22 protein-coding genes are annotated in these 25,875 nt (G+C 74.0%); 11 read left to right on the top strand and 11 right to left on the bottom strand.

The window, feature by feature from the left end:
- Window positions 1-153: 153 nt before the first annotated feature.
- The 3 genes from ACF08B_RS14035 to ACF08B_RS14025 form a co-directional block, all read right to left on the bottom strand.
- Window positions 154-1,485, bottom strand: a complete 1,332-nt coding sequence (locus tag ACF08B_RS14035) for a radical SAM protein (RefSeq protein ID WP_392317554.1) — start codon at window positions 1,483-1,485, stop codon at window positions 154-156.
- Between the two features lie 58 nt (window positions 1,486-1,543).
- On the bottom strand, window positions 1,544-2,218 hold the full coding sequence (locus ACF08B_RS14030) for a pyridoxamine 5'-phosphate oxidase family protein (RefSeq protein WP_392317553.1): 675 nt from the start codon (window positions 2,216-2,218) through the stop codon (window positions 1,544-1,546).
- A 105-nt stretch (window positions 2,219-2,323) separates the two neighbouring features.
- The gene (locus ACF08B_RS14025) at window positions 2,324-3,331 is read right to left on the bottom strand and encodes a hydroxyacid dehydrogenase (RefSeq protein ID WP_392317552.1); all 1,008 of its coding nucleotides are present in this window, start codon (window positions 3,329-3,331) and stop codon (window positions 2,324-2,326) included.
- 108 nt (window positions 3,332-3,439) lie between these two features.
- On the opposite strand from ACF08B_RS14025, the gene ACF08B_RS14020 reads away from it, so the two are divergent.
- The 5 genes from ACF08B_RS14020 (at window position 3,440) to ACF08B_RS14000 (ending at window position 10,480) form a co-directional block, all read left to right on the top strand.
- Window positions 3,440-4,684 carry an FAD-binding protein gene (locus ACF08B_RS14020; protein WP_392317551.1) on the top strand — a complete coding sequence of 415 codons (1,245 nt, stop codon included), beginning with the start codon at window positions 3,440-3,442 and terminating at the stop codon, window positions 4,682-4,684.
- 107 nt (window positions 4,685-4,791) lie between these two features.
- Window positions 4,792-6,081: an ROK family transcriptional regulator gene (locus ACF08B_RS14015; protein ID WP_392317550.1), complete on the top strand. Its 1,290-nt coding sequence runs from the start codon at window positions 4,792-4,794 to the stop codon at window positions 6,079-6,081.
- A 71-nt stretch (window positions 6,082-6,152) separates the two neighbouring features.
- Complete coding sequence (locus ACF08B_RS14010) at window positions 6,153-9,029, top strand: glycoside hydrolase family 2 TIM barrel-domain containing protein (RefSeq protein WP_392317549.1); 2,877 nt, start codon at window positions 6,153-6,155, stop codon at window positions 9,027-9,029.
- 129 nt (window positions 9,030-9,158) lie between these two features.
- Window positions 9,159-9,761 (top strand): TetR/AcrR family transcriptional regulator, encoded by a 603-nt coding sequence (locus ACF08B_RS14005; RefSeq protein ID WP_392317548.1) that lies wholly within the window; start codon window positions 9,159-9,161, stop codon window positions 9,759-9,761.
- Window positions 9,758-10,480, top strand: a complete 723-nt coding sequence (locus ACF08B_RS14000) for an alpha/beta fold hydrolase (RefSeq protein WP_392317547.1) — start codon at window positions 9,758-9,760, stop codon at window positions 10,478-10,480. Before ACF08B_RS14005 ends, ACF08B_RS14000 begins: the two co-directional genes overlap by 4 nt.
- Here ACF08B_RS14000 and ACF08B_RS13995 read toward each other — a convergent pair.
- Both ACF08B_RS13995 and ACF08B_RS13990 read right to left on the bottom strand, forming a co-directional pair.
- A complete protein-coding gene (locus ACF08B_RS13995; RefSeq protein WP_392317546.1) occupies window positions 10,414-11,223 on the bottom strand; it encodes an isocitrate lyase/phosphoenolpyruvate mutase family protein in 810 nt (269 codons plus the stop codon). The two genes, ACF08B_RS14000 and ACF08B_RS13995, sit on opposite strands and share 67 nt — an antisense overlap.
- A 93-nt stretch (window positions 11,224-11,316) precedes the next feature.
- A complete protein-coding gene (locus tag ACF08B_RS13990) occupies window positions 11,317-13,008 on the bottom strand; it encodes a DUF2264 domain-containing protein (RefSeq protein WP_392317724.1) in 1,692 nt (563 codons plus the stop codon).
- A gap of 144 nt (window positions 13,009-13,152) precedes the next feature.
- Here ACF08B_RS13990 and mmuM point away from each other — a divergent pair, with 144 nt between their 5' ends.
- Window positions 13,153-14,082: a homocysteine S-methyltransferase gene (mmuM, locus tag ACF08B_RS13985; protein ID WP_392317545.1), complete on the top strand. Its 930-nt coding sequence runs from the start codon at window positions 13,153-13,155 to the stop codon at window positions 14,080-14,082.
- Between the two features lie 96 nt (window positions 14,083-14,178).
- Here mmuM and ACF08B_RS13980 read toward each other — a convergent pair whose 3' ends face one another.
- Entirely contained in the window at window positions 14,179-15,786 is a 1,608-nt protein-coding gene (locus tag ACF08B_RS13980; protein ID WP_392317544.1) for a carboxylesterase/lipase family protein, read from the bottom strand.
- A gap of 236 nt (window positions 15,787-16,022) precedes the next feature.
- Here ACF08B_RS13980 and ACF08B_RS13975 point away from each other — a divergent pair, with 236 nt between their 5' ends.
- On the top strand, window positions 16,023-16,262 hold the full coding sequence (locus ACF08B_RS13975) for a hypothetical protein (RefSeq protein ID WP_392317543.1): 240 nt from the start codon (window positions 16,023-16,025) through the stop codon (window positions 16,260-16,262).
- Window positions 16,263-16,349: 87 nt separating this feature from the next.
- On the opposite strand, the gene ACF08B_RS13970 is transcribed toward ACF08B_RS13975, so the two are convergent.
- On the bottom strand, window positions 16,350-16,628 hold the full coding sequence (locus ACF08B_RS13970; RefSeq protein ID WP_073897291.1) for a hypothetical protein: 279 nt from the start codon (window positions 16,626-16,628) through the stop codon (window positions 16,350-16,352).
- Entirely contained in the window at window positions 16,625-17,488 is an 864-nt protein-coding gene (locus ACF08B_RS13965; protein WP_392317542.1) for an oxaloacetate decarboxylase, read from the bottom strand. Before ACF08B_RS13965 ends, ACF08B_RS13970 begins: the two co-directional genes overlap by 4 nt.
- A 380-nt stretch (window positions 17,489-17,868) precedes the next feature.
- Here ACF08B_RS13965 and ACF08B_RS13960 point away from each other — a divergent pair, with 380 nt between their 5' ends.
- Both ACF08B_RS13960 and ACF08B_RS13955 read left to right on the top strand, forming a co-directional pair.
- Complete coding sequence (locus ACF08B_RS13960; RefSeq protein WP_392317541.1) at window positions 17,869-18,699, top strand: DUF817 domain-containing protein; 831 nt, start codon at window positions 17,869-17,871, stop codon at window positions 18,697-18,699.
- Window positions 18,700-18,723: 24 nt separating this feature from the next.
- Entirely contained in the window at window positions 18,724-19,128 is a 405-nt protein-coding gene (locus ACF08B_RS13955) for a VOC family protein (RefSeq protein WP_392317540.1), read from the top strand.
- Here the strand turns inward: ACF08B_RS13955 and ACF08B_RS13950 are convergent.
- The 3 genes from ACF08B_RS13950 to ACF08B_RS13940 all read right to left on the bottom strand — a co-directional run bounded on the left by ACF08B_RS13950 (window position 19,108) and on the right by ACF08B_RS13940 (window position 22,368).
- On the bottom strand, window positions 19,108-19,797 hold the full coding sequence (locus tag ACF08B_RS13950; protein WP_392317539.1) for a helix-turn-helix domain-containing protein: 690 nt from the start codon (window positions 19,795-19,797) through the stop codon (window positions 19,108-19,110). The two genes, ACF08B_RS13955 and ACF08B_RS13950, sit on opposite strands and share 21 nt — an antisense overlap.
- Window positions 19,798-20,046: 249 nt before the next feature.
- Window positions 20,047-21,000 (bottom strand): AraC family transcriptional regulator, encoded by a 954-nt coding sequence (locus tag ACF08B_RS13945; RefSeq protein ID WP_392317538.1) that lies wholly within the window; start codon window positions 20,998-21,000, stop codon window positions 20,047-20,049.
- Window positions 21,001-21,204: 204 nt separating this feature from the next.
- Window positions 21,205-22,368 carry a YihY/virulence factor BrkB family protein gene (locus ACF08B_RS13940; protein WP_392317537.1) on the bottom strand — a complete coding sequence of 388 codons (1,164 nt, stop codon included), beginning with the start codon at window positions 22,366-22,368 and terminating at the stop codon, window positions 21,205-21,207.
- Between the two features lie 130 nt (window positions 22,369-22,498).
- Here ACF08B_RS13940 and ACF08B_RS13935 point away from each other — a divergent pair, with 130 nt between their 5' ends.
- Window positions 22,499-24,136 (top strand): acyl-CoA dehydrogenase family protein, encoded by a 1,638-nt coding sequence (locus ACF08B_RS13935; RefSeq protein ID WP_392317536.1) that lies wholly within the window; start codon window positions 22,499-22,501, stop codon window positions 24,134-24,136.
- Between the two features lie 316 nt (window positions 24,137-24,452).
- Window positions 24,453-25,742, top strand: a complete 1,290-nt coding sequence (locus ACF08B_RS13930) for a GAF domain-containing protein (protein WP_392317723.1) — start codon at window positions 24,453-24,455, stop codon at window positions 25,740-25,742.
- Window positions 25,743-25,875 lie beyond the last annotated feature (133 nt).

Genomic DNA, 25,875 nt, shown 5'->3' with positions numbered 1-25,875 from the left:
TTTCACGTCCTCGACACAACTGACAAGCGGCCTGTTCACATCCGGTCACCGACAGTGGCGGCCTGGGCGCGCCCCGCGCCGGTCCCGCGACTCCGGCCTCCTGTACGGATACCGGAGGCCTCGCGTTCACCGCCGCGGGGCCGGCCGCGGACGTCACACCTCCGCCGGTTCCTCCGCCGGTTCCCGGGCGGGCAGGCTGTCCATGAAGGAGCTGACGGAGAACACGGCGCGGCCGGGTCCGGGCGGGCCGTAGCCGGGGGGCGAGGACAGTCCGAAGTCGTCCATGGTGGCCCGGTAGGCCTCCAGCAGCCGGATGTGGTACTCCAGCGGCGCACCCTGCGGGTTGGCCTTGCCGAGCGGCGTCGTGGGCTCCGGGCACCAGGTGGTGAAGCGGGGGGTGATGCCGTGCGACATGAAGAAGCGCAGCCCCTCGGTGGTGGAGGCGATCGCCTCGTCCACCGTGGTGAAGCCGAACGGCTCCGCCATCTCCACGCCCGCGACGAAGTTGGGGATGACGTTGCGCGCGCCGAAGACGTCCGCGGAGTCGAGGATCCGCCTGTGCCACTCGTCCCGGCCGACGTACCGCTCCTTGCCCGGGCAGTACAGCTCGAACAGCCGCCGGTCCCACACCTCGAAGTTGGGGTGGTAGATCTGTACGCCGTAGTCCTTGAACCGCTGCACGTCCGGCTTCGGCAGCGCCTGCGCCACGACCTTGCCGATCCAGCGGCCCGGGAAGCGCTCCTCGATGGCCTTGGCGTAGTGGCCGTAGAAGTCGGCCTCGTCGCGGCCGGAGACCGTCTTGGTGATGGCGCCGCCGGTCAGGGTGTAGGCGGTGGACGCCTTCTGGGTGTCGTACCGGTCGATGATCTCCAGCGCCTCCAGGACCTCCTCCACGTCCTTGACGCCGGTGTACGGCCGGCCGGCCGCCTTGTGCTGGCGCCAGTTGTGGTTGATGTCGCAGTACTGGCACTCCTCCTTGGCGCCGAAGTACTGGCAGACCCGGAAGACGGTCAGGTAGATCAGGTAGCCCCACTGGATGGTGGGGGCGACCTCCATCACGGACTTCCCGTTGGAGAGCGTGTGCCGGTAGTACTCCGGCATGGGCGGCACCCCGACGTCGGCGATGCGCCTGCCGTCGAGGTAGAGCCCGAGGAGCCCCTCGTCGTCGGCGGCGACCCGGTAGGGCGAGGCGGGATTCACCCGTACGGAGACGACCGTTCGGCGCAGGTCGTACGGCCCGCCGGTGAGGATGATCTCCTCCGGGGGCCGGCGCAGCGCGGCCTCGCCCAGTTCGGGCAGGGTGCCGTGGTCGAAGGAGAAGATGAAGTACGACTTCGGCTTGACCTCGCCGCTCTCGTTGTCGCTGAGGGCGGACGGGTCGAAGGCGACGCCGCCGCGGAGCAGGTCCTCCTTGAAGACGGCTTCCCGTGGCACGTGGGGAAAGCGCTCCATCAGATCCTCGACCAGCGCGGTGCGGCTGCCCATCCGTATGTCTCCTCCCGGCTCAGGCGTTCGTCCCTCACCGTATGCCCCCGCCTCCCGGTCAGCCGTGCCGGGTCCCCGCACGTCGCGCGATGTGTTCCGGTACGGCGGTGTCCGGCGGCAGCGCCGGGTCGGGTTCCGGAGCGCCCCAGGCGCTGGTGAGCGGCAGGACCCCGGCCCACAGGCCGAGCGCGGCGTCGGGGCCGTCGCCGTCGTCGGGGGCACCCGTGCGGATCTTGACGGAGGCCTCGTGGAGGGAGATGGCGAGGAGGGTGGTGGCGGCCAGCTCCCTGCGGTCGGGGCGGCGGGCGTACGACCACTGGCCCGGTGCCGAGTGCTCGGTCAGCCGGCGCAGGCCCGTCAGTCTCTCCTCGGGGTCGGTCACCCTGCGGGCGGTGCCGTGGATCATGGCGCTGCGGTAGTTCACGCCGTGCTCGAAGACGGACCGGGCGAGGACGAGTCCGTCGACGTGCGTGACCGTCACGCACACCGGGGTGTCCGCGGCGAGGCTGCGGCTCGCCACCGAGCCGTGGAGGTACAGCCACCGTTCGTCCCGCCCGTAGACGGTGGGCACCACCACCGGCCGTCCGTCGACCACCACTCCCAGGTGGCAGACGAACCCCGCGTCGAGGATCGCCTCCAGATCCGCCCGCTCGTGGCTGCCCTGCTCGCGCAGCCTGCGGTGGCGGGTGCGGTCGGTGACGGGCAGCGCGCCGGGGAGCGGTTCGGAAGTCATCCCCGCACGCTACCGATATCGCGACCGAACAGCCAGACACATGACGAACAGGCCTGCCTGGAAGTCCTCGGACAACGAAATCCGCAGCCTCGCCCCGCGTGTGCGTCAGGCCGTGCGGTCCAGCACCGCGGGGTCGACGGCGTGCAGAAGGGCCGCGCCCGACGACAGCCGCTCGGCCTCCTCCACCACCGTGCGGCCGAGCCGGGCCACCTCGTTGCCCTGGGAGCCCGCCAGGTGCGGGGTGACGAACGCGCCCGGCAGGTCGAACAGCGGGGAGTCGGCGGGCAGCGGCTCGGGGTCGGTGACGTCCAGGACGGCGCCGAGCCGTCCGGCGCGCAGCTCCCGGATCAGCGCGTCGTGGTCGACGAGTGCGCCGCGCGCGGTGTTGATCAGCACCGATCCGTCGGGCATCAGGGCGAGTTCCCGGGCGCCGATGAGGTGGTGGGTCTCGGGGGTGTGCGGGGCGTGCAGGGTGACGGTGTCGGAGGTGCGCAGCAACTCGTCCAGCGGCAGCAGCGGTACCCCGAGCCGCGCGGCCTGCGCCGCGCCGGCGTACGGGTCGGCGAGCGTGACCGTGAGGTCGTGGGGGCGGAGCAGCTCGATCAGGCGGCGGCCGATGCGGGAGGCCCCGACGACACCCACCCGGCGGCCGTGGTTGCCGAGGCCGGGGAGGATGCCGCCGTAGGGGAAGGCGCGCCGGGCGCGCAGGCGGTCGCGGGAGCCGAACACGTCCTTGCCGGCGAGCAGGATCACGGCGAGCGTGTACTCGGCCACGGGCAGGGCGTTGGCCGCGGCGGCCGAGGAGACGGCGATGCCGCGTCGCCACACCTCCGGGGTGGTGAATCCCTTCACCGAGCCGGCCGCGTGCAGCACCGCGCGCAGCCCGGGGGCGGCGTCCAGGGCCGCGGTGTCCAGGAGCGGGCAGCCCCAGCCGGTGATCAGGACCTCGGTGGAGGCAAGGGCTTCCCGCACCCGCGGCTCGGTGAAGTCCTGGGCCACCAGGGCGGGATCGAGGTCCACGCAGGCGCGCAGCCGGGCGAGGAGGTCCGGCGGGAAGACGTGCTCCACGTTCTGCGCGGTCATGGCGAGCAGGGCCTGCGGACGCTCGGGCAAGGACGTGACCCTCCGGCTCGACGACGCGTGCGGGGCAACCGCTCTCCACCGTAGGCGGCGGCGAATGAGAGGGTCAACGGACACGCACTCTCCGGGAGGGACGTCGGGATGACGGACACGGTGACCAATTGGGCCCGCACCATCACGTACACCGCCGAGGCGTACCGGCGTCCGCCCACCCTGGACGCACTGCGGGCCCTGGTCGCCGGGAGCGCGAAGCTGCGGGTGCTGGGCAGCGGCCACTCCTTCAACGGGATCGCCGACCCCGGCCCGCACGGCGTCCTGCTGTCGACCGCCGCCCTGCCCCCGGTGATCGAGGTCGACGCGGCCGCGCGCACGGTCCGGGTGGGCGGCGGGGTCCGGTACGCCGAACTGGCCCGCGCGGTCCACGCGTACGGCCTCGCGCTCCCCAACATGGCCTCCCTGCCGCACATCTCGGTGGCGGGTTCGGTGGCGACCGGCACCCACGGTTCGGGCGTCGGCAACGCGCCGCTGGCCTCGGCCGTCCGAGAGGTGGAGCTGGTCGTGGCGGACGGGTCGCCGGTGACGATCACTCGCGGCGACACGCGGTTCGACGGTGCCGTGACCGCGCTCGGCGCGCTCGGCGTCGTCACCGCGCTCACGCTCGACCTGGAACCCGCGTACGACGTCTCGCAGCACGTCTACACCGGACTCCCGCTGCGCAGGCTGGACTTCGCGGCGGTCGCGGCCGCCGGGCACAGCGTCAGCCTGTTCACGGACTGGCGTGCACCGTCCTTCGGGCAGGTGTGGGTCAAGCGGCGCACCGACCGGCCGGCGGTGGACTTCCCGTGGGCGCCGCCGGCGGCCGGGCCGGTGCATCCGGTGCCGGGCATGCCTGCGGCCAACTGCACGGAGCAGCTGGGGATTCCGGGGCCCTGGCACGATCGGCTGCCGCACTTCCGGGCCGAGTTCACCCCGAGCAGCGGGGAGGAGATCCAGTCGGAGTACCTGCTGCCGCGGCCGGTGGCCGTGGACGCGCTGGAGGCGGTCGCCGGGGTCCGGGAGGCGGTCGCCGCCGTCCTGCGGATCTGCGAGGTGCGGACGGTCGCCGCCGACGCGCAGTGGCTCAGCCCCGCCCACGGCCGCGACTCGGTCGCACTGCACTTCACCTGGGTGCGCGACGCCCCCGCGGTCCTCCCGGTGGTGCGCCGCCTGGAGGAGGCGCTGGCCCCCTTCGACCCGCGCCCGCACTGGGGGAAGGTGTACGAGATCCCGACGGCCGACCTCCGCCGGCGATACCCCCGCCTCGCCGACTTCCGCGCCCTCGCCCGCTCACTGGACCCCGCGGGCAAGTTCACCAACGCGTTCGTGGGGGACCTTCTCGCGGAGTGATCCGGCCGCCACCCCGGGCCCGCCACCCTTCCCCTGCTTCTGCGAACCCCTTTCCTAACCCCTTGTCGAAAGGCCGTCCCGGCCCTAGCCTGGCGCCGCCGGAGCCGATGCCGCTGCGGTCCGGTCCGCACTGGAGGGGCAGGCGCGTGAAGCGCACGTCACGTGACATCCGCACCGCGAACCGCTACGAGGTGCTGCGCCGGCTCATCGCCGCGTCCCCCACCAGCAGGCAGGAGCTGGCGGCCGCCACCGGTCTGAGCCTGGCCACCGTCGCCACCCTGGTCGGCGAGCTGCTGAACCTCGGCCTGGTCACCGAGGTCGGGTTCGAGGACTCCGCCGGGGGCAGGCCCAGAGGGCTGATCGCCGTCGACGCGTCGGGAGGCGCGCTGATCGGCGTCGACATCGCGGAGACGTACGTCCATGTCGAGCTGTTCGACCTGGCGTTGAACGTGCTCGTCCGCGCCGAGGAGCAGCTGCGGCCCGGCGAGAGCCGGCCGGAGCAGGTGGTCGGCCGGGTCGTCGCCGCGGTCACCGCGGTGGTGGGCCGGGCCGGAACCCGGGCGGCCCGGGTGCTGGGCGTCGGGGTGAGCGTGCCGGGCCAGGTGGACCGGGACACCGGCGTCGTCGAGTACGCGGCCAACTGGCAGTTGCACGGCGTACCGTTGCTGGACCTGCTCGCCGAACACCTCCCCCACCCCCTCCACCTGGACAACCCGCTGCGCGCCTGCACGGTGGCCGAGCTCTGGTTCGGGGCCGCGCGCGGACGCGACGACGCCGTGGTGGTCAATCTCGGTACCGGGGTCGGCGCCGGGCTGGCGCTCGGCGGCGGACTGCACCGGGGCGTGAGCAACAGCGCCGGCGAGTGGGGGCACACCACGCTGGTGCTGGACGGGCGGCCGTGCCACTGCGGCGGCCACGGCTGCGTGGAGACGTACGTCGGCGCCCCCGGCATCATGCAGCATCTGCGCGAACTCGGCCCGCACTCGCCCTTGTTGCACCCGGACGACCAGACGGCCACCATCGACGCGCTGGCCCGCGCCGCCGCCGAGGGGGACCCGGTCGCGCTCGCGGTCGTCCGGGAGACCGCCCGTTACCTCGGCGCCGGCATCTCCGACCTGATCAACCTCCTCAACCCCGAGGTGGTCGTCCTCAGCAGCTGGGTCGCCGCCCGGCTGGGCGAGCCGCTGCTGGACGAGGTCCGCCGGGCCGTCGCCCGGCACGCCCTGCGCCGGCCGCTGGCCGCCACCGAGATCGTCCTCTCGCCGATCCCCACCGACCCGGTGTCCCTCGGCGCGGCCACGTTCGCGCTGGAAGGGGCGCTGCGGTCGGTAGGGCAGAGGAGCGGCACCGCCGGACGCACCGTCTTCGCGGGGAGCCGTACCGCACCGCCCTCATGACGTCTCCGGGCGTGACCCGGGCCCGTCGACCACCGCCCCTTCTCTACTCGTGAGCTGAGCCAGGGAGACCGATGCCTTTCCGCCCCTACTCCGTCACCGACTACGTGGAGGACGTCTCCCCCGGCCACGGGGCGCTGCCTCCCCGGGCCCGGTACGCCTCCTCCGACGCCGCGTCCCTCTCACTGAACGGCACCTGGCGATTCCGGCTGTCCGGTACGGCCGACGCCGAGGACGACTCCTTCGCCGCGGCGGAGTACGACGCCGGTGCCTGGGCGGAGGTCCAGGTGCCGGGCCACTGGGTCCTCCAGGGCCACGGCTCCCCGATCTACACCAACCACCTCTACCCGTTCCCGGTCGATCCGCCGCGCGTCCCCACCGAGAACCCGACGGGCGACCACCGGCTCGTCTTCGACCTTCCGGCCGACTGGCCCGGCCCGTCCGACGGCGGCGCCGTCCTGCGTTTCGACGGGGTCGAGTCCTGCGCCCGGGTCTGGCTGAACGGCACGGACCTCGGCGAGTTCAAGGGCTCCCGGCTGCCGCACGAGTTCGCGGTCGGCGACCTGCTCCAGGCCACCGGCAACGTGCTGGCCGTCCGCGTCCACCAGTGGTCGGCCGGCTCCTACCTGGAGGACCAGGACCAGTGGTGGCTGCCCGGCATCTTCCGTGACGTCACCCTGCTGCACCGCCCGGCGGGCAGCGCGCTGGACTTCTTCGTGCACGCGTCCTACGACCACCGCTCCGGGACCGGGACCCTGCACGTGGACTCCGACGTGGACGGCCGGGTCACCGTCCCGGACCTCGGCATCGACATCGGGACCGGCGACGAGGCGACCGTCCCGGTGGAACCGTGGTCGGCCGAGATCCCCAGGCTGTACGACGCCGTCCTCGCCACCGAAGGCGAGCGGGTGCCGCTGCGCATCGGTTTCCGCACGGTGGAGCTGTCGGACGGCCTGATCCGGGTCAACGGACGGGCCGTGCTCTTCAAGGGCGTCAACCGGCACGAATGGCACCCCGAGCGGGGCCGTGCGCTGGACCTGGAGACCATGCGCGAGGACGTGCTGCTGATGAAGCGGCACAACGTCAACGCCGTCCGCACCTCCCACTACCCGCCGCACCCCGCCTTCCTCGACCTCTGCGACGAGTACGGCCTCTGGGTGATCGACGAGTGCGACCTGGAGACGCACGGCTTCACCGAGCAGGGCTGGCGGGGCAACCCCGTCGACGACGACCGGTGGACCCCGGCGCTGCTCGACCGGGCGGCCCGTATGGTCGAGCGCGACAAGAACCACCCTTCCGTCGTCGTCTGGTCCCTCGGCAACGAGGCGGGCACCGGCCGGGGCCTGACCGCGATGGCCGACTGGATCCACCACCGCGACCCGTCCCGTCCCGTGCACTACGAGGGCGACATCGACTGCCGCGACACCGACATGTACTCGCGGATGTACGCCGACCACGCCGAGGTCGAGCGGATCGGCCGCGGCCTGGACGGCGGGCCCGCGAAGCGCCGCGAACTGCCCTTCATCCTCTGCGAGTACGCGCACGCCATGGGCAACGGCCCCGGTGGACTCGCCGACTACCAGCGGCTGTTCGAGCGGTACGACCGGCTCCAGGGCGGGTTCGTCTGGGAGTGGATCGACCACGGCATCGCCCACCCCGAACTGGGCTACGCCTACGGCGGGGACTTCGGCGAGGAACTGCACGACGGCAACTTCGTCTGCGACGGACTGGTCTTCCCGGACCGGCGTCCCTCCCCCGGTCTCGTCGAGTACAAGAAGGTGATCGAACCGGTCGCCGTCGCCGATGACGGCGCGGACGGCACGGTCCGCATCACCAACAAGTACGACTTCGCCGACCTGTCGGCACTGGCGTTCATGTGGTCGTACCAGGTCGACGGGGAGACGGTGGAGTCCGGCGGCCTGCCGGTGCCCGCGCTGGCGCCCGGCGAGTCGGCCGACGTGAAGCTGCCCCAGCCGCCACCCGGGGCACCGGCCGGCGAGGCCCTCTGGACGGTCCGGGCGGTCCTCGCGGCCGACGCTCCCTGGGCACCGCGGGACCACGTCGTCGCCTGGGGCCAGCTCCGGGTGACGGAGCGCCGGGTGCCGTATGTCGCCGCGACCGCCCGCCCGGTGCCCGGCGACGGGGTGATCACCCTCGGCCCCGGCACCTTCGACGCCCGCACCGGCGCCCTGACGGCGATCGGCGGGGTGGCCGTGTCCGCTCCGCGGCTGGACGTGTGGCGGGCGACCACCGACAACGACGACGGTGCCGCCTGGCAGAGCGACGTCCGGTACGGCCCGCTGTGGCGCAAGCTCGGTCTGCACCGCATGCGGCACCGCCTGGACGAGGTACGGGCCGACGAGGACGCGCTGACGGTCCGCACCCGGGTGGCGCCGGCGGCCCGTGAGCTGGGCCTGGCGACGGTGTACCGGTGGACGTCCGACGGCGAGCGGCTGCGCCTGACCGTGTCCGTCGGCCCGGAGGGCGACTGGCGGGTGCCGCTCCCCCGGCTCGGCGTCCGCTTCGGGCTGACCGCCGCCGACCGTGTCCGGTGGTTCGGCGGCGGCCCCGGTGAGGCGTACCCGGACACCCGTTCGGCGTCCGCGATCGGCCGGTGGCGGTCGACCGTGGACGACCTGCAGACCCCCTACCTCCGCCCGCAGGAGAACGGCGCCCGCGTCGACGTGCGCTGGGTGGAGCTGGGCGGGCTGCGCATCGAGGGCGACCCGGAGTTCCTCCTCACCGTCCGCCGCTGGACGACCGAGCGGCTGGACTCCGCCACCCACCGCACCGACCTGACACCCGGCGACCAGGTCTGGGTCAACCTGGATCACGCCCACCACGGCATCGGCTCGCAGTCCTGCGGCCCCGGCCCCCTGCCCCAGTACCACCTGCACGCGGAACCGACGGAGTTCTCCTTCGTCTTCGGCCCGGCCCCCGACAGCGCCTGACTCCCCCCGCGCCCGCGCCACCCGAGGCCGCCCGGCTCCCCGCCGGGCGGCCGCTCGCCTTGCACTCCTGGCCTCCCTAGGCACTAACCTAGGGATCCTAGGAAACGGTACCGGCGAAAGGGGGTCCCCGTGGCCCGTGCGGGGCTCAGTGGGGAGCGGGTGGTCGTGGCGGCGGCCGAGCTGGCCGACGAGGTGGGGTTCGAGCGGGTCACCCTGTCGGCGCTGGCCCGCCGGTTCGGGGTGAAGGACGCCAGCCTGTACTCGCACGTCCGGGGCATGGAGGACCTGCGCACCCGGCTCGCGCTGTACGCGGGCGGCGAGTTGATCGACCGGATCGCGGTGGCCGTGGCCGGACGGGCGGGCAAGGAGGCGCTGGCCGCCTTCGCCGGCGCCTACCGCGCCTACGCCCTGCGGCACCCGGGCCGGTACGCCGCCACCCAGATCCGCGTCGACCAGTCCCTGATCGCCGGCACCCCCGCCCTGCGCCGCACCGCCGAGATCACCTACGGCATGCTGTGCGGCTACGGGCTCGAAGAACCCGATCTGACCGACGCGGTGCGCCTGCTGCGCAGCACCTTCCACGGCTACTGCGCCCTGGAGTCCACCGGCGGCTTCGGCGCGGACCGTGACGTCCAGGCCTCCTGGGACAAGGCGGTCGACGCCCTGCACCTGGCGCTCGCACACTGGCCGCGCGAGACCGGCCCCGGCCAAAAGAAGGCGGAAGACCGATGACCGAACCCCTTCCCGACGCCTACGACGTCCGGGGCAGCGGTCCCGTACTGCTGCTCGTGCCCGGCGGCGCCGGACACCCCATGGGGCTCGGTCCGCTGACCGAGCGCCTGTCCGCGCGCTTCACCGTGGTGACGTACGACCCGCTCGGCCTCGCCCACGGCAGACTGGGCCTCCCGGTCGCCGACCAGCGGGTGGCGGACTGGAGCGAGGGAGCGCACCGGGTGCTGCAGACCGTGCTTCCGGCAGGCGGGTCCGCGTACGTGTGCGGCACCAGCTCCGGCGGCATCACGGCCCTGGACCTCCTCGCCCGGCACCCGCACCGGCTGGCCCACGTGGTCGCGCACGAACCGCCCTGCGTCACCCTGCTGCCCGACGGGGCCGAGCGGCGCGCGGAGCTCGTCGGACAGCTGGACGGCCCCGGACGGCCGCCCGCCGAGGGCGAGTCGGCGACCCCGATGGGCGTGTTCCTCGCCCATGTCCTGCGCCCGTTCACCGCCCACGCGCCCGCCTTCACCGCGCCGCCGGGCCGGCTCACCGTGGCCGCCGGCACGGCCTCACGCGGTCAGCTCCTGCACCGCACGGCCGAGTCCGCCGCCGGCCGGCTGGGCGGCGCCTTCGCGGAGTTCCCGGGCGGCCATCTCGGCACGCTCGATCACCCGCTGGAGTTCGCCGACCGGCTCGCCGACACGTTCCTCTCCAGCGCGCGGACGTCCGCGTAGGAGGGGGTGGGACCGGCCGGGGCACGCCCCGCGGCGATGTCGGCCACCGCGTCCAGCGCCGCGCCGAGCGCGCGCCGGTACAGCAGCGAGCCGAGGCTGACGCGGCGCACACCGAGGCCGGCGAGCTGGGCGACGGTGGGCCCGGTCGGCGAGTAGAGGATGTTGAGGGGTGCTTCGAGATGCCGGACGAGGGACGCGATCCCCCGCGGATCGGTCAGCCCCGGTACGAACACCCCGTCCGCGCCCGCCTCTTGATACGCGTCGAGCCGCCGCAGGGTGTCCCGCGCGTCCCCGCCCCCCGACCAGTGGGTGTCGGTGCGGGCGTTGACGAACAGCTCCGGTACGGCCGCCTTCACCGCGGCGATCTTCGCGGCGTGCCGGCCGCTCGGCCCGAGACCGTCCTCCAGGTTGATCCCGGCCACCCCGGCGGCCCACAGTTCCCGGGCCAGCTCGGCCACTTCGTCCGGGTCGTCGCCGAAGCCGTTCTCGGCGTCGACCGAGAGCGGGTACGGCTCCGAACCGAGGGTCCTGGCGAGGCGCAGGGTGTGTTCGCGGGTCGCCGCCGCCCCGTCCGGCAGGCCGACGGCCGCCGCCACGGCCAGGCTCGTCGTGCCGATCGCGGGGAAGCCCCGGGCGGCGAGGGCGGCGGCCGAGGCGTGGTCCCACGCGTTGGGCAGCAGCAGCGGCTCGCCAGGCCGGTGGTGCAGTGCCGCGAAGGACGTCATGGTGGGCTCTGCGGTCATACGGCCACGCTAGGCGCCGGACGTTTCGGTCGCGGCCGAAGTGTGCGGCGCCGCCGGGCCGGCGGCCCCGGCCGGCCGTGTCCGGGGCGGCGCTCACCCGCGCACGGTCACCGTCACCCCCGGCCCGTCCCACCGCACCCGCGCCCCCGCTCCCCCGGCCCACTCGACCTCCAGTTCCGCCGCACCGGCCGGCCGTACGGACACCAGCTCGCCCAGCGGCGGCGGATCCGGCTCGGCGGTGAGGCGGGCCAGGGCGACGAACAGGGTGTCCCCCGCGCCGACGGACCCGGCGAGGTCGTCGGACAGCCCCACCGCCGGCAGGAGTTCGGCCCGCACGCCCGCCCCCTCCGTCCACCCCGTGACCCGCACCGGCGTGCCGGGTTCGGCTCCGGAGACCAGGTGGCACCGCACCTCCGCCGCGCCCTCGGCGAGCACCACGCTGGTCACGGTGATCCCGTCGCCGACGGTGTGCCGGGAGGCGATCCACCCCTCGCCCGTGCCCAGCGGCTCGGTGCCCGTACGGCCCGGACTCCCCCCGACGATCACGCTGTTGTCGTACGACGCCGCCGGAACGGTGGCCGAGGAATAGGCGAGCCGCGTGTAGAACGGGTCGTAACGGACGTCCTCGCTGCCGTGGTTGTGCAGCCGGACCAGCCCGTCCGAACGGGTCGACTGCACCAGCCAGTTGGGGGCGGGCAGCGGCCTCACCGCATCCGCGCGCCCGGCCGGCCCCGGTTCCTCGGGCGCCGTCCACACCTCGTGCTCGGCCGGCAGCAGCAGTCCGAGGAAGCCCTTGCTCGCCCAGTACGGGGAGGCCGGACCCGAATAGCCCTGTACGAACGAGGTGTCGGGCCCGAGCCAGCCGAGCGGGAGCAGGCCCCGTCCGTCGACCGCGCCGCCGTCGACGAAGTACCGCAGCGCCCCGGAGGCCAGGCGTCGCGTCTCCCCCGGTGACAGGGGTGTGTGACCGGTCAGCGCGCCCAGCCACAGCGGGGCCGCGGTGGCGAAACGGTAGGTCAGCGAACGCCCTTGGGGCACGGGGGCGCCGTCACCGCCGAACAGGTGGGCGTAGTCGGCGAGGTACCGTGCCAGGCGCCGGCCGTATCGGGACAGCAGTTCGCGGTCGTCGGCCAGCCAGGCGTGCAGCACCGGGTACAGGTGCAGGGCCCAGCCGTTGTAGTGGTCGAACCTGCGGCCGTCGCCGTCGGTGTACCAGCCGTCGCCGACGTACCAGGTCTCGATCCGCTCCAGGCCGCGGTCGATCGCCTTGCGCGCCGCCTCCGGCCGGTAACCGATCTCCGCCAGGAATCCGCCGACGGTGACCGGGAACAACTCCCAGTTGTTGGGCCAGGGTTCGGCGGTGAGGGCATCCGCCAGCCAGTCGGCCGTCCGTTCGCGCACGGTGTCGTCCAGCCGGTCCCACAGCAGCGGCCGGGTCAGTCGCAGGGCGAGCGCGACCGACGCGGCCTCGACGAGCGGCTGGCTGCGGTCGGTGACGTCCGGCCAGACTCCGCCGGGGCCGGCCGCGAGTCCGTCGGCGTACCGGCCGAGCGCGGTCCCGTCCTGCCGGAAGGCGGCGAGCAGCAGCGTGCGGGCGTATCCCTCCAGGCCGTCACAGAGGCGGCCGGAGTGGCTCACGTGGTCGCCGGGGAGGTGGTAGAGGGCGCGGTCGGCGGTGGCGTACGGCTCGACCGCGGCGAGGAGCGCGTCGGCGGCGGCCTCCCAGTGGGCACGGGTGAAACCGGTGTACGGGCTCGGCCCGCGGTCGTCGGGGGGCAGTCGGATCACGGCGGTGGCGGTCCTTTCCCGGCGGGCGGTCCGTCGCTCGGGACGGAGGGATCGCCGGGACCGTACCGCTCGGGAAAGCGCTTTCGAAAGGGGTGCCGCTCCCCGGCCCACGAACCGGACCCCGTCGACTAGCGTCGTGACATGACCAGCGACACCTCCCCCGGCCTCGCCGAGGCCCTCGCCGACGGGACCGTGGTGCTCGACGGCGGCCTGTCCAACCAGCTGGAGTCCGCCGGACACGACCTGGGCGACGAGCTGTGGTCGGCGCGGCTGCTCGCCGAGCGGCCCGAGGCCATCGCCGAGGCGCACCTGAGCTACTTCCTCGCGGGCGCGAGCGTGGCGATCACGGCCAGCTACCAGGCCACCTTCGAGGGCTTCGCGAAGCGCGGCACGGGCCACGACGAGGCGGCGCGGCTGCTCACGCTGAGCGTGGACCTCGCCCGCCAGGCGGCCCGGCGGGCGGCGGAGGCGGCTGTGGACCGGCCGCTGTGGGTGGCGGCCTCGGTCGGGCCGTACGGGGCGATGCTCGCGGACGGCTCCGAGTACCGCGGCCGGTACGGCCTCGGCGTCGACGAGCTGGAGCGGTTCCACCGGCCGCGCATCGAGGTGCTGGCCGCCGCCGAGCCGGACGTCCTGGCGCTGGAGACCGTGCCGGACGCCGACGAGGGCGCCGCGCTGCTCAGGGCGGTGCGGGGGCTGGGGGTGCCGGCGTGGCTGTCCTACTCGGTCGACGGTCGGTACACGCGTGCCGGGCAGCCCCTGGAGGAGGCCTTCGCGGCGGCCGCCGCCGTGGACGAGGTGATCGCGGTGGGGGTGAACTGCTGCGCGCCGCAGGACGTGGCGCCCGCCGTGGAGATCGCGGCCAGGGTCACCGGGAAGCCGGTCGTGGTCTACCCCAACAGCGGCGAGACCTGGGACGCGCGGGCACGGGCCTGGACCGGGCGTACGACGTTCGGCCCCGAGCAGGTGCGGACGTGGCGGGAGGCCGGGGCGCGGTTGATCGGGGGCTGCTGCCGGGTGCGGCCGGACGCGATCACCGCGATCGCCACGGCCGTGCGTGAGCTCCGCTGACACCCGCGAGCCGGGAGCGCCGGCCTGCCGCGAGCCGGCTGTGCGGCCCGCGCGACCACCGGGCGGGCGCGGCCGTGGACGGAGGCGATCGCCGGCTCAGCGGCGTCGCACCCCCACGGTCCGCCGCAGACGCCGTACCGCGGCCGCGAGTTCGGCTCCGGGGGCGCGGACGTCGGCCGTGGGCGGGGTGTCCGGTCGGGGGTCCGGCGCCGGGACGAGGGGCACGGTCGACCACAGGGCGGTCTCGGCGTCCCGGGGTCCGTGGGCGGTGTACGCCACGGCGTCCGATGCGTCCGGCCCGGGGTCGCCGAAGGTCCGCACGGGGTGCGAGGCGTCCCAGGCCTGCCAGCCGGGGTCCCCGGTCCTCGCGAAGCGCACCCACGCCCCGTGCATCGCGTCGCACAGCTCCTGCGCGGCGCCCTCACCGGCCAGCTTCTTCGACTCGGGCACGTCACCGGTGTCGAACACGAACCCCAGTTCCAGGGCGTGGCACGCGCCGAGGCCGGTCAGTCCGGAGGGCCAGGCGAACTCGTAGAGCCAGGACTCGGCGGGGCGGGCGTCGGCGAGGCGGTGCAGCGGCAGGCGGAGCAGGTGGTCCGTGACCATCTGGCCGACGATCTCGGCGGCGCCGGCGCCGGGGCACAGGGAACGGTAACCGCGGGCCACCTCGTGGCCGGCGTGGCAGCGGGCCATGGCCCCGGCCAGGGCGACCGGGCCGAGCCGGTCGACGTGGTCGAGCAGCCCGCCGGGCACCAGCCACAGCCGGTACTCGTCCCGGGTCCAGCCCATGAGGAGCTCGACGCCGGGCGCCGCGTCGCCGTCGAGGAGGGCCTGGAGCGGGTCGCGGGGGACGACGTCACCGTCGACGACGATGCCGAACGAGGGTCCGCCCAGCACCGGGCTGCTGAGGCGGCCGACCTCCGCCTGGGTGCGCAGCAGCAGGTCGCGGTCGACGGCGGCGAAGGCCTCGGCGGTGGCGGGGATCTTCAGCCGGGTGGCCATGCGGCGCACCATGCGGCGCACCTTGTCCCGGTCCGAGGCCTCCGGCGCGCCGCTCTGCAGAACGGCGCGCCGGATCAGTCCCTGGGACTGGGGCGCGGCGAGGAGGGCTCCGGCGCTGATCGCGCCGGCCGACTGGCCGCACAGGGTGATCCGGTCCGGGTCGCCGCCGAAGGCGGATATCGCCTCGTGCACCCAGATCAGGGCGGCGAGCTGGTCGCGCAGGCCGGGGTTGGGGGGTGCGTCGGGGAAGAGTCCGTAGCCCTCGGTGCCCAGCCGGTAGTTGACCGACACGAAGACCACGCCGTCCCGGGCGAAGGTGCCGCCGTCGTACACGGGCACGGCCGACGAACCCCGGGTCAGGGCGCCGCCGTGCAGCCAGAGCAGGACCGGGAGCCGGGCGCCGGGGTCCGGGGCGGGCGTCCACACGTTGAGGTTGAGGCAGTCGTCGCCGGGGATCTCCGGGTCGGACAGGTAGTGGGCGAAGGCGTCGGAGTACGGCGGCTTGGGCGCGGTCGGCCCGAAGACGACGGCCTCACGCGTGCCGTCCCAGGGCTCGGGCGGCTCGGGCGGGCGGAACCGCCGGGGGCCGAAGGGCGGGGCGGCGTACGGGATGCCCCGGAAGACGGCGACGCCCTTCTCGTACCGGCCGCGCACCCTCCCGTGAGGCGTTCCGACCACGGGGCCCGCCTGGTCTGCCGTCATCGCCCACCAGCCCTTCGCCGTGTCCGCGCACTCTCCTCGGTCACACCGGTGCACTGCCGCACCGTTCACAACAGAGCATCACAGTGCTCACAACAGAGCATCACAGTGCGCGCGGGTATTCCGGTGCACGGACCCCGTGCTGGGCCGTTCGAGGGACCTCGGCCCCCTGCTGCGCGGACTTCCCCTGCGCGGACTTTCGAAGGTGACCCGGCACCCCGCAAGATCGTTTGCCGGGCATGAACCGCACCTCGCGCACCGCAGCGGCCCTCGCCGGGACCGCAGTCGCTCTGGTCACGGCGTACGGCACGGCGCAGGCCGCCGACCATGTCCTCGCCCCGGGACAGCACCGCGCCACCGTGGCCGCGCCCGTCGGCGGGCAGGACCTGCAGGAGGACCAGCAGGACCGGGAGGACCAGGACCGGGAGGACGGGGAGGACGCCGGGGTCGGCGAGAACGGCCGCCCCGGCCCCGGGTGAGGACTGACCGCGCGGACGGCCGGGCACCTCCCGCACGGGATGCCCGGCCGTCGTCGTACGCGCTGGTCCGTCACGGAGTGGCCGTGCTCAGTCCTCCTCGCCCCGGCCGGCCGCTCCCACCAGGGCCTCGACCACGTCCACGGCGCTGCCGTCGTGGTCGCTGCCCGCGGTGCCGCTGCCGGTCTGGGCGTTGCCCGCGCGGTCGATCTCCAGGATCGAGTCCTGTTCCGAGTTGTCGACCACGGTCCGCGAGTTGTCGATGACGGTGATCACGCCGCCGGACGCGGCGGCCGGCACCGCACCGGAGGCGAGGAGCGCCGCCGCGCAGAGCGCGGCGGCCCCGATCCGGGGAACCGCACCCGTCACACGCCCACACCCTCGGGGGTGAGCCGCTCGGGGGCGATGTTGCGTTCCAGCAGGCTGGTGGAGGCCTTCACCCCGATGCCGCTCGCGGGGTCCACCTCGGGCAGCCGGCCGTCGGCCGCCTTCAGACCGGAGAGCGCGGAGTCCATCGCCTCGTGCGCGGCGAACAGGCAGGGGGTGCTGTAGATCGCCACGTCCACGCCGAGGTCGGACAGTTCACCTAGGGAGAGGCGGGGGGACTTGCCGCCGGCGATCTGGTTGAACAGCAGCGGCTTGCCGCCGACCACCTCGCGGATGCGCTTGATCCACTCGACGCTGCGCACGCCGTCGACCAGGACCACGTCGGCGTCGGTCGCTGCCAGCCGCTCGGCGCGGTGCAGGATGTCGTGCTCGTCGGTGGCGTCCGTACGGGCGACGACGACCAGGTCCGTGCGCGTCCGGAGGACCTTGTCCAGCTTCTCCAGGTACTCCTCCAGCGGCAGCACCTGCTTGCCGTCGGCGTGCCCGCAGCGGCGCGGCCGCTTCTGGTCCTCCAGGATCACGCCGGAGGCGCCGATGCGCTCCAGGCCCTCGACGACGTGACAGGCGACCTCGGGGTCGACGTAGCCGTCGTCGATGTCGACCAGCAGGTGGTGGTGCGGGAACGCGCCGCGCAGCCGCTGGACGAAGGCGACCATGTCCGGCCAGGCGATGAATCCGATGTCCGGCAGGCCGTAGTACGAGGCCGCGAACCCGAAGCCCGAGACGAACATCCCGTCGTAGTGCTTGGCCGCGATCGACGCCGAGTACATGTCGTACACGCCGATCAGCGGTGTGGTCCCGGGCCCGGCGATGCGCTCGCGCAGCTTCTTACCGTGGGTCAAGGTCCGGCTCCTTCTGTGGGTGGGTGACGCGGGTCGGGGTCGACCGCCGCGTCTCGACGCCCTTTACCAGGACAAGAGCATCCCTAGGTGTTCGCGTGACCATCCACGGACGCCGGCTTTACTCACTCCAATGGTGGAGGCGGTTCACCGCAGAAACGTCACTCGGCGAGCCGTCCCGCCCAGGCGGGGCCGCCTTCGGAACGGGTGAGGACGTCCGGATCGCGGCGGGCGGCGGCCCGCGTGACCGAGTGCCGCGTAGAACGCACGTCCGCCGCCGCGTCGACATCGCCCCTCTCGCGCGCCCAGGTATTTGAACACGTTCAACAGGACCCCTAGGATCGGGGACCTCACCGGCGCTCGAACAAGGGGGCATGCGTCGCATGATGAGGGAGCTCCGTCATGGCCTGGAACAGTTGGTGCGGTTCGGACTGGCCCAGGCACGCTGCTGCGCCTTCGCCGTGGCACTGCTCGCGGGCATCGCCGGCTCCCGGCTCCTGCCCCAGCTGCCGGTGGCGCGCTACGACCTGGTGCTGGTCTACGGGGTGCTGCTCACCCTCGTCGCCCGCAAGGCGGGCTGGGAGACGGGCCGGGACACCGCGGTGATCGCCGTGTGCCACGTGCTGGGGCTGCTGTTCGAGCTGGTCAAGGTGCGCATGGGGTCGTGGAGTTACCCGGAGGACGCGCTCACCAAGGTCGCCGGAGTGCCGCTGTACGGCGGCTTCATGTACGCGGCGGTCGCCAGCTACGTGTGCCGGGCCCGGCGGCTGATGCGGCTGCGTTTCACCCGCTACCGCGCCGCGGCCACGACCACGGTGGCCGCCGCCGTCTACCTGAACTTCTTCACCCACCACTGGATGCCCGACCTGCGCTGGCCGCTCGCGCTGGCCATGGCCGCCGCGACCGCCGGGACCTGGGTCGGCTTCCGGGTGGGCGCCCACCGCTACCGTCTGCCGCTCGCCCTCTCCTTCGTCCTGATCGGCTTCTTCCTCTGGGTCGCCGAGAACGCCGCCACCTACGTCGGCGCCTGGAGCTATCCCCAGCAGCTCGCCGGCTGGCAGCCGGTACCGCTGACCAAGTTCGGCGCCTGGTCCCTCCTGATCAGCGTGACGTTCGTGCTGGTCGAACACCTCGCCGCCACCGGGCCCGGCCGCACCGCCGGCCACCCCGAGGACGGCCCGACCGCGGTGTCCGATTCCTTCAAGACCGGCTGACCCCCGCCCGCCTACGGTGGCCCCATGACTCCACGATTCGCCGTGATCGGCGTGGTCGCCTCCGACCTCGCCGCCTCGCTCGCCTTCTACCGCCGCCTCGGGCTGGTCTTCCCCGACGGCGCCGAGGACCAGCCGCACGTCGAGGCCGAGTTGCCCGGCGGCCCGGTGCTCGCCCTGGACACCGAGGACACCGTCCGCTCCTTCCACCCCGGCTGGCGGCCCCCCGCCGGCGGCGGCCGGGTCGGGCTCGCCTTCCGGTGCGGCTCACCGGCCGAGGTCGACGCGCTCTACGAGGACCTGGTGAGCGCAGGCCACCATGGGGAGCTGAAGCCGTGGGACGCCTTCTGGGGGCAGCGGTACGCCACCGTGCACGACCCCGACGGCAACGGCGTGGACCTGTTCGCCCCGCTACCGGCCCCCGCCGAGTAGCCGCCCGAGCGGGCGGCCCGCCAACTCCCTGACCTCACGCGCGAGGTGCGGCTGGTCCGCGTACCCGGCCCGGACGGCCGTCTCGGCGTACGACACCCCGGAGCGGGCCAGCGCGAGCGCGCGCTGCAGACGCAGGATACGGGCGAGCGTCTTGGGCCCGTAGCCGAAGGCACCGAGGCAGCGGCGATGCAACTGGCGGGCTCCCAGGTCCAGTTCGTCGGCCGTGCCGGCCACCGGGCGGCCCTCGCCCAGGCACTCCACCAGTCGGTGCAGCAGCGGGTCGGGCACGGCCGCCCACGCGCTCCGGTCCAGGGCGATGTCCTCCAGGGCCGTCGCCGGGTCGGGCGCCGCCTCGACCCGGTCGCGCAGCCGCCGCACCCGGGAGGCAGGCCACAGATCCGCCAACTCCACCCGGGTGTCGCGCAGTTCGTGCGCGGGGACGCCGAGCAGAGCCGGCGCGGTACCGGGGAAGAAGCGGATGCCGGCCCAGACGCGAGGCGGTCCGTCCGGGACGTGGGCCCGGGTGTCCGGGCCCGCCACCAGCAGCCGGCCCTCGGTCCACAGCAGGTCCATGCAGCCATCGGGCAGCACGGGCCGGGCACCGGTCCCGGCCGGGGTGTTCGTCCACACGACCGCCCCGGTCAGCCGCGACGCACGTTCCGCGTACACGGCTGCCAGCCTACGTCGGCACGACTGCCGGCGCGGGTCGCGTGGGGCGGGCGTCACGGTCGCTCCGTTCCGCCCTGGCTTCGCGTACGTGACGTCAGGAGCGGGCGGTCGCGGTCCGCGCCGTCGATCCTGCGATGCCGCACCGCGCCGGAGAGCGGACGCCGTGCCGATGGCACCCCGCTCAGCGGCAGCGCCGGTCCCTGCGCCGCACCGAGTGCCCGGGCCGGGGACGAGACACCGGACCGTCGCTCAGGCGCGGCCGGCCGTGAGGGTGCCGGCGCGGTGGTCCTGGGGGCTGACGCCGTACACCCGCTTGAAAGCCGTGGAGAGGGCGAACGGACTGCCGTAGCCGACCTGGCGGGCGATGGTGTCGAGGGTGAGGTCGGTGTCGCGGAGCCGGTCGGCGGCGAGGGCGAGCCGCCAGCCGGTCAGGTAGGACATCGGCGGCTCGCCCACGAGGCCGGTGAAGCGGCGGGCCAGCGCCGCCCGGGACACCCCGGCCTCGGCGGCGAGCGCGGCGACCGTCCAGGGATGCGCCGGATCGTCCTGGAGCAGGCGCAGCACGGGGCCGACGACCGGGTCCGCCAGGGCGCGGTACCAGGCGGGCGCCGCCGAGTCCGGCCGGGAGAACCACGCCCGCAGGGAGCTGATCAGGAGCAGGTCGAGCAGACGGTCCAGGACCACCTCCTGGCCGGGCTCGTCACGGACGATCTCCTGCGTCAGCAGCGGCGTGAGCGGGCAGGACCACAGCTCGTCCGTCAGGGTCAGCAGCGGCGGCAGCGCGTCGAGCAGGCGGCCGCTGATCTCGCCGCGCATCAGGTAGGTGCCGATCAGCATCACCGTGCCCGCGTCGGGGCGGTCACCCCAGGTGCGCACGCCGAGGTCCATGGAGCCGTTCAGGGAGCCGCCGTCGGGATACCGGCACTCGCCGCCGGGCAGGATCAGCGCCTGGGGGGCGGTGTCCGGGGTGTCGCCGCAGGTGTAGGGCCACGGGCCGCGCGCGATCGCCAGGTCCCCCGGGCCGAGCCGCACCGGACCGCCGCCGGCGTCGTGGGTGATCCAGCAGCTGCCGCGCGCCATGAGCATCACCGTCAGCGGCGCCTCGTCCGCCACGCGTACGGCCCACGGCGGGTCGAAGCAGGCGCGGATCATGAAGGCGCCCCGCGCGCGTGGGCCGTCCAGCAGGCCGGCGAGTGCGTCCATGGGGGGCAGCGTAGACGCACGCTCCGGGCCGTGCGGACGCACGACGGCGGCCGCGTGGACGCACGCCTGTGGAGACGAGCCGCTCGGCCGTGTCGGTGTGCCGCGCCCACCGGCCGACCGGCGGACATGACACGCGACGCACAGAACACCCGGGGCACCGAGGTGTCGGCGGTCTCGGGGTCCGCCGAGGAGGTGGAGTTGCGGTCACCTCTCCGGGGCCGTCGCGTCCCCGGTGCCGCCGCCGGACTTGTGGGAGTGGTGCGGGTTCTTGGCGTGGGTGCGCAGGCGGGCGGTCACGTCCGCCGGGGGCAGGAAGCGGGACCAGCGCTCGGGGAACTCGGAGGGCATGTCCGGGTCGTCCGGGTCGGTCTCGCGGCCGGCCGCCGTACGGGCCACGTACTCGGCGACCTGGGCCTCCCGGATCCGGTCGTTCGCCTCGCGGGCGGCGGCCGTGGCCGCGGCGGGCCAGACCCGGTCGATCGCGGCGTTCACGGCGGCGCCGACGAGGACCGCGAAGGCGGACACACCGATCCACAGGAGGACGGCGACGGCGGCGGCGAGGGAGCCGTAGATGGTGGCGCCCTCGATGGTGTTCGTGAGGTAGATGCGGAGCAGGAAGCTGCCGAGGACCCACATGGCCAGGGCGACCAGGGCACCGGGCACGTCCTCGATCCACGGGGAGCGGACCGGCACCGACACGTGGTACAGCGTGGTCAGGAAGACGATGGACAGGACCATCACGACCGGCCAGTACAGGACCTGGACGACCGTCTCCGACCAGGGCACCACACGCACCACCGCGTCCGGTCCCGCGACCATCAGCGGCAGCGCCACCGAGCCGATCAGCAGCGCCACGATGAACAGCAGGAAGGCCATGATCCGGGTCTTGACGATGCCCCGGACGCCGTCGAGGCCGTACATGACCGTGATCGTGTCGATGAAGACGTTGACCGCGCGCGAGCCCGACCACAGGGCGAACAGGAAGCCGATGGAGATGACGTCGGGCCGGCCGCCCCGCATCACGTCGTGCAGGATCGGCTCGGCGATGTCCTTCACGCCCTTGTCGGAGAGCACCGTGTGCGAGGCGACCAGAAGGTTGGTCTCCAGGCTGTGGATGGTGTCCGCGCCGGTCCAGTCGTCGACGTAACCGAGCAGCCCGATGAGGCTCAGCAGCAGCGGCGGCACGGACAGCAGCGTGAAGAACGCCGCCTCCGCCGCCAGCCCCAGGATGCGGTACTCCATGCAGGAGTTGACGGTGTCCTTGAGCAGCAGCCAGGCGGTCCTGCGCTTGGAGACGTTCCGGTAGAGGGCTCTGGCCCGGTGGAGCCGGCCGGCGGGCCGCTCTGGGGATTCACTTGCTGGCTGCACGTCCTAACGGTATCCGCCGTACCGGGCCGCCCTCACCTTCCGGGGGCGATCACCGGTACGGGACATCGGGTTCCGGGCGCTGTGCCACTCTGGGGTCATCACCGCCGCCGTCCCGGGTAGGTTCGCAGTCATGGCAGGCACCCCCACCCACACCGTGACGAACCAGCCGCCCCCGCTGGCCGGCTACGACGTCTTCGCGGCCGACCGGGCCCTCGTCGACGCGGTCGAGCGGTACACCGACCCGGGCGTGCTGGACGAGGTGCGCGCCGAGCTCTCCGCGCTCGGCCGGGCCTCCGGCTCCGCGCAGCTCCAGGAGTGGGCGGTGCAGGCGAACGAGCACCCGCCCCGGCTGCGCACCCACGACCGGTACGGCCACCGCATCGACGAGGTCGACTTCCACCCGGCCTGGCACCGGCTGCTCGGCAAGGGTGTCTCGGCGGGCCTGACCGGTGCCTGGTCCCGGCCGGCCGGGCATGTGCGGCGGGCGGCGGGGTTCCTGGTGTGGACGCAGGTCGACGCGGGCAACTGCTGCCCGCTGTCGATGACGCACGCCGCCGTACCCGCGCTGCGCGCCGACCCGGAGCTGGCCGCCGAGTGGGAGCCGCGGCTGGCGTCCACGATCTACGACCGTGAGCTGCGGCCCGCCGGACAGAAGCCCGGGGCCGTCTTCGGTATGGGCATGACCGAGAAGCAGGGCGGCAGCGACGTACGCGCGAACACCACCGAGGCGCGGCCCCTGGCCGAGGCCGGCACCTACCTGCTGACCGGGCACAAGTGGTTCTGCTCGGCCCCCATGTCGGACGCCTTCCTGGTGCTCGCGCAGGCACCGGACGGGCTCACGTGCTTCCTCGTGCCGCGCGTGCTGGACGACGGCACCCGCAACGTCTTCCGTCTCCAGCGGCTGAAGGACAAGCTGGGCAACCGCTCCAACGCCTCCGCCGAGGTGGAGTTCGACGGCACCTGGGCGCGCCGGGTCGGCGAGGAGGGGCAGGGGGTGCGGACCATCATCGGGATGGTCGCCGCGACCCGGCTGGACTGCGCGCTCGGTTCCGCGGGCCTGATGCGGCAGGCGGTGGCGCAGGCGGTCCACCACAGTGCCCATCGCGAGGCGTTCGGCGGGCGGCTGATCGACAAGCCGCTGATGCGCAACGTGCTCGCCGACCTCGCGCTGGAGTCCGAGGCCGCGACGGCGCTCGCGCTCCGGCTCGCCGCCGCGTACGACGACGGCGGCGAGCGGGAGCGTGCGTTTCTGCGGCTCGCGGTGCCGGCCGCGAAGTACTGGATCACCAAGCGCTGCGCGCCGGTGGCCGTCGAGGCCGCCGAGTGCCTGGGCGGCAACGGCTACGTCGAGGAGTCGGGCCTGCCCCGGCTGGTGCGCGAGTCGCCGCTGAACTCCGTCTGGGAGGGCGCCGGGAACGTGCAGGCGCTGGACGTGCTCAGGGCGCTGCGGCGGGAGCCGGGCGCGCTCGACGCGTGCCTCACGGAGATCGGGCGGGCGCACGGCGCCGACCACCGTCTCGACCGGGCGGTGAAGGACCTGTTCACCGAGCTCGCCGACCTGGACGGCATCGAGGGGCGGGCCCGGCGGCTGGTGGAACGGCTCGCGCTGGTCCTCCAGGGTTCGCTGCTGGTGCGCCACGCGCCCCCGGAGGTCGCCGACGCGTTCTGCGCGTCCCGGCTGGGAGGCGACCACGGCGCGTCCTTCGGCACCCTGCCCGCGGGTCTGGACCTCGCGGCGGTGGTGGAGCGGGCCCGGCCGGTCTCCTGAGCGGGCGCACCCACCCGTTTGTCCGCCGAACCCCCGGTGGGGGTGGTGCTGCGCCGACACGGCACCACCCCCACCACGTGGGCCCCTTGAAGCCCGCGGACGCACGAGGCGTCAGGTCAAGTCTCAGCCACCCCGCATCGGGGCACCAGGGTTGCAAGGGGTTGCAACTTGTGGGCGCACGTGCGCGGAGTGTGTGCCTCCGTCCTGCTCGCGACGGCAGTATGAGAGGCGGAGCCGGACCGGAAACCGCCGCCCGGACGGCTTGACAAGCGTGTTCGATGCGTCCCCCAGGAGGGCCCCAGTGGTGAACTCGCCCATGAACGTGGCGCGTCTGGCCGCCGTCGACGCGGCGCGGGCGGCGCGGGTGCTGAGCGAGGTGCGCGAGGCGACCCTCGCCGGGCAACGTGCGCGGATCGCGCCCCGGCCGGTGATCGAGCAGTCCTGGGAGCGGATGCTGCGCAGCGGTGTCGATCCCGACCACGACTCCAGATCGGCGCCGCTGCCCTCCGAGGAAGTGCGGCGCAGGCGTGAGGAGTCACCGCTCAGGCACGTCCTGCCCGTGCTGCGCCAGGGGCTGCTTTCGGTCGCGGACGTCGCCCACCACATCATGGTGGTCGCGGACGCTGAGGGGCGCGTGCTGTGGCGGGAGGGCTCGCGTCCGGTGCTGCGCAAGGCGGACGGACTCGGTTTCGAACTCGGCGCGGACTGGCGGGAAGACGTCGTCGGCACCAACGGCGTGGGCACCCCGGTGGTCGTACGACGGCCCGTCCAGGTCTTCGCCGGCGAGCACTTCGTCCGCTCGCACACCTCGTGGACGTGCACCGGCGCCCCGATCACCGATCCCAGGGACGGGACGCTGATCGGGGTCGTGGACGTCAGCGGTCCGCTGGAGACCATGCATCCGGCGACCCTGGCCTGGGTGGACTCGGTGGCCAAGCTGGCGGAGGCGCGGCTGCGGGAACTGCACGGCGCCTCGCTGGAGCGGCTGCGGGTGGTCGCGGCGCCGGTGCTGGCCCGGCTGGAGGGGCGGGCGCTGGTGGCGGACCGGGACGGCTGGGTCGCCGCGGTGACCGGGATGCCGTACGTGCGGCGGGTCGCGCTGCCCACATCGTGCACGCCGGGCCGGCGGTGGCTGCCCGCGCTGGGTTCGTGCGCCGTGGAGCCGCTGGCCGGGGGCTGGCTGCTGCGGGCGGACGACGAACCGCTCGCCACCGCCGCCACCCGGATCGTGCTGGACCTCGCCCGGCCGGGCCGCTGCACGCTGACCGTCGAGGCCGCCGCGGGTTCCTGGTCCCACGAAGTGAGCCCGCGGCACGCCGAGTTGCTGTTCCTGCTCGCCGAACACCCGTCCGGGCTCGGCGCGGCGAACCTGGCCGGAGATCTGTTCGGGGACACCTCCCGGACGGTGACCGTACGGGCGGAGATGTCGCGAATCCGGCGGTATCTCGGGGAACTTCTTCAGCATCGGCCCTACCGGTTCGGCGGCTCCGGAGAGGTCGTCGTCCTGCTCCCCGACGACCCGCGTGACCTGCTGCCCCGGTCGACGGCGCCCGCGGTGGTAAGGCGGCGGACGGCCCCGGCACCGGTCCGGCGGGCGCTTCCCTGACGGCCGGGGCAGGCGCTCCGTGCGTGTGTCTTCCGCATATTTGCGGGGTCTTCGCCCTGCGCGGCCCGTTACTGCCGTAGAGTCCCCTACGGGCCTCCCCACCTGCTCCTCGGTCAACGTACGGACCATCAGG

This window comes from Streptomyces sp. NPDC015139 (assembly GCF_043079785.1).
Classification (GTDB): domain Bacteria; phylum Actinomycetota; class Actinomycetes; order Streptomycetales; family Streptomycetaceae; genus Streptomyces; species Streptomyces albidocamelliae.
Note: the sequence above shows the minus strand (reverse complement) of the source record. Positions and strands in the feature narration are given on the sequence as shown.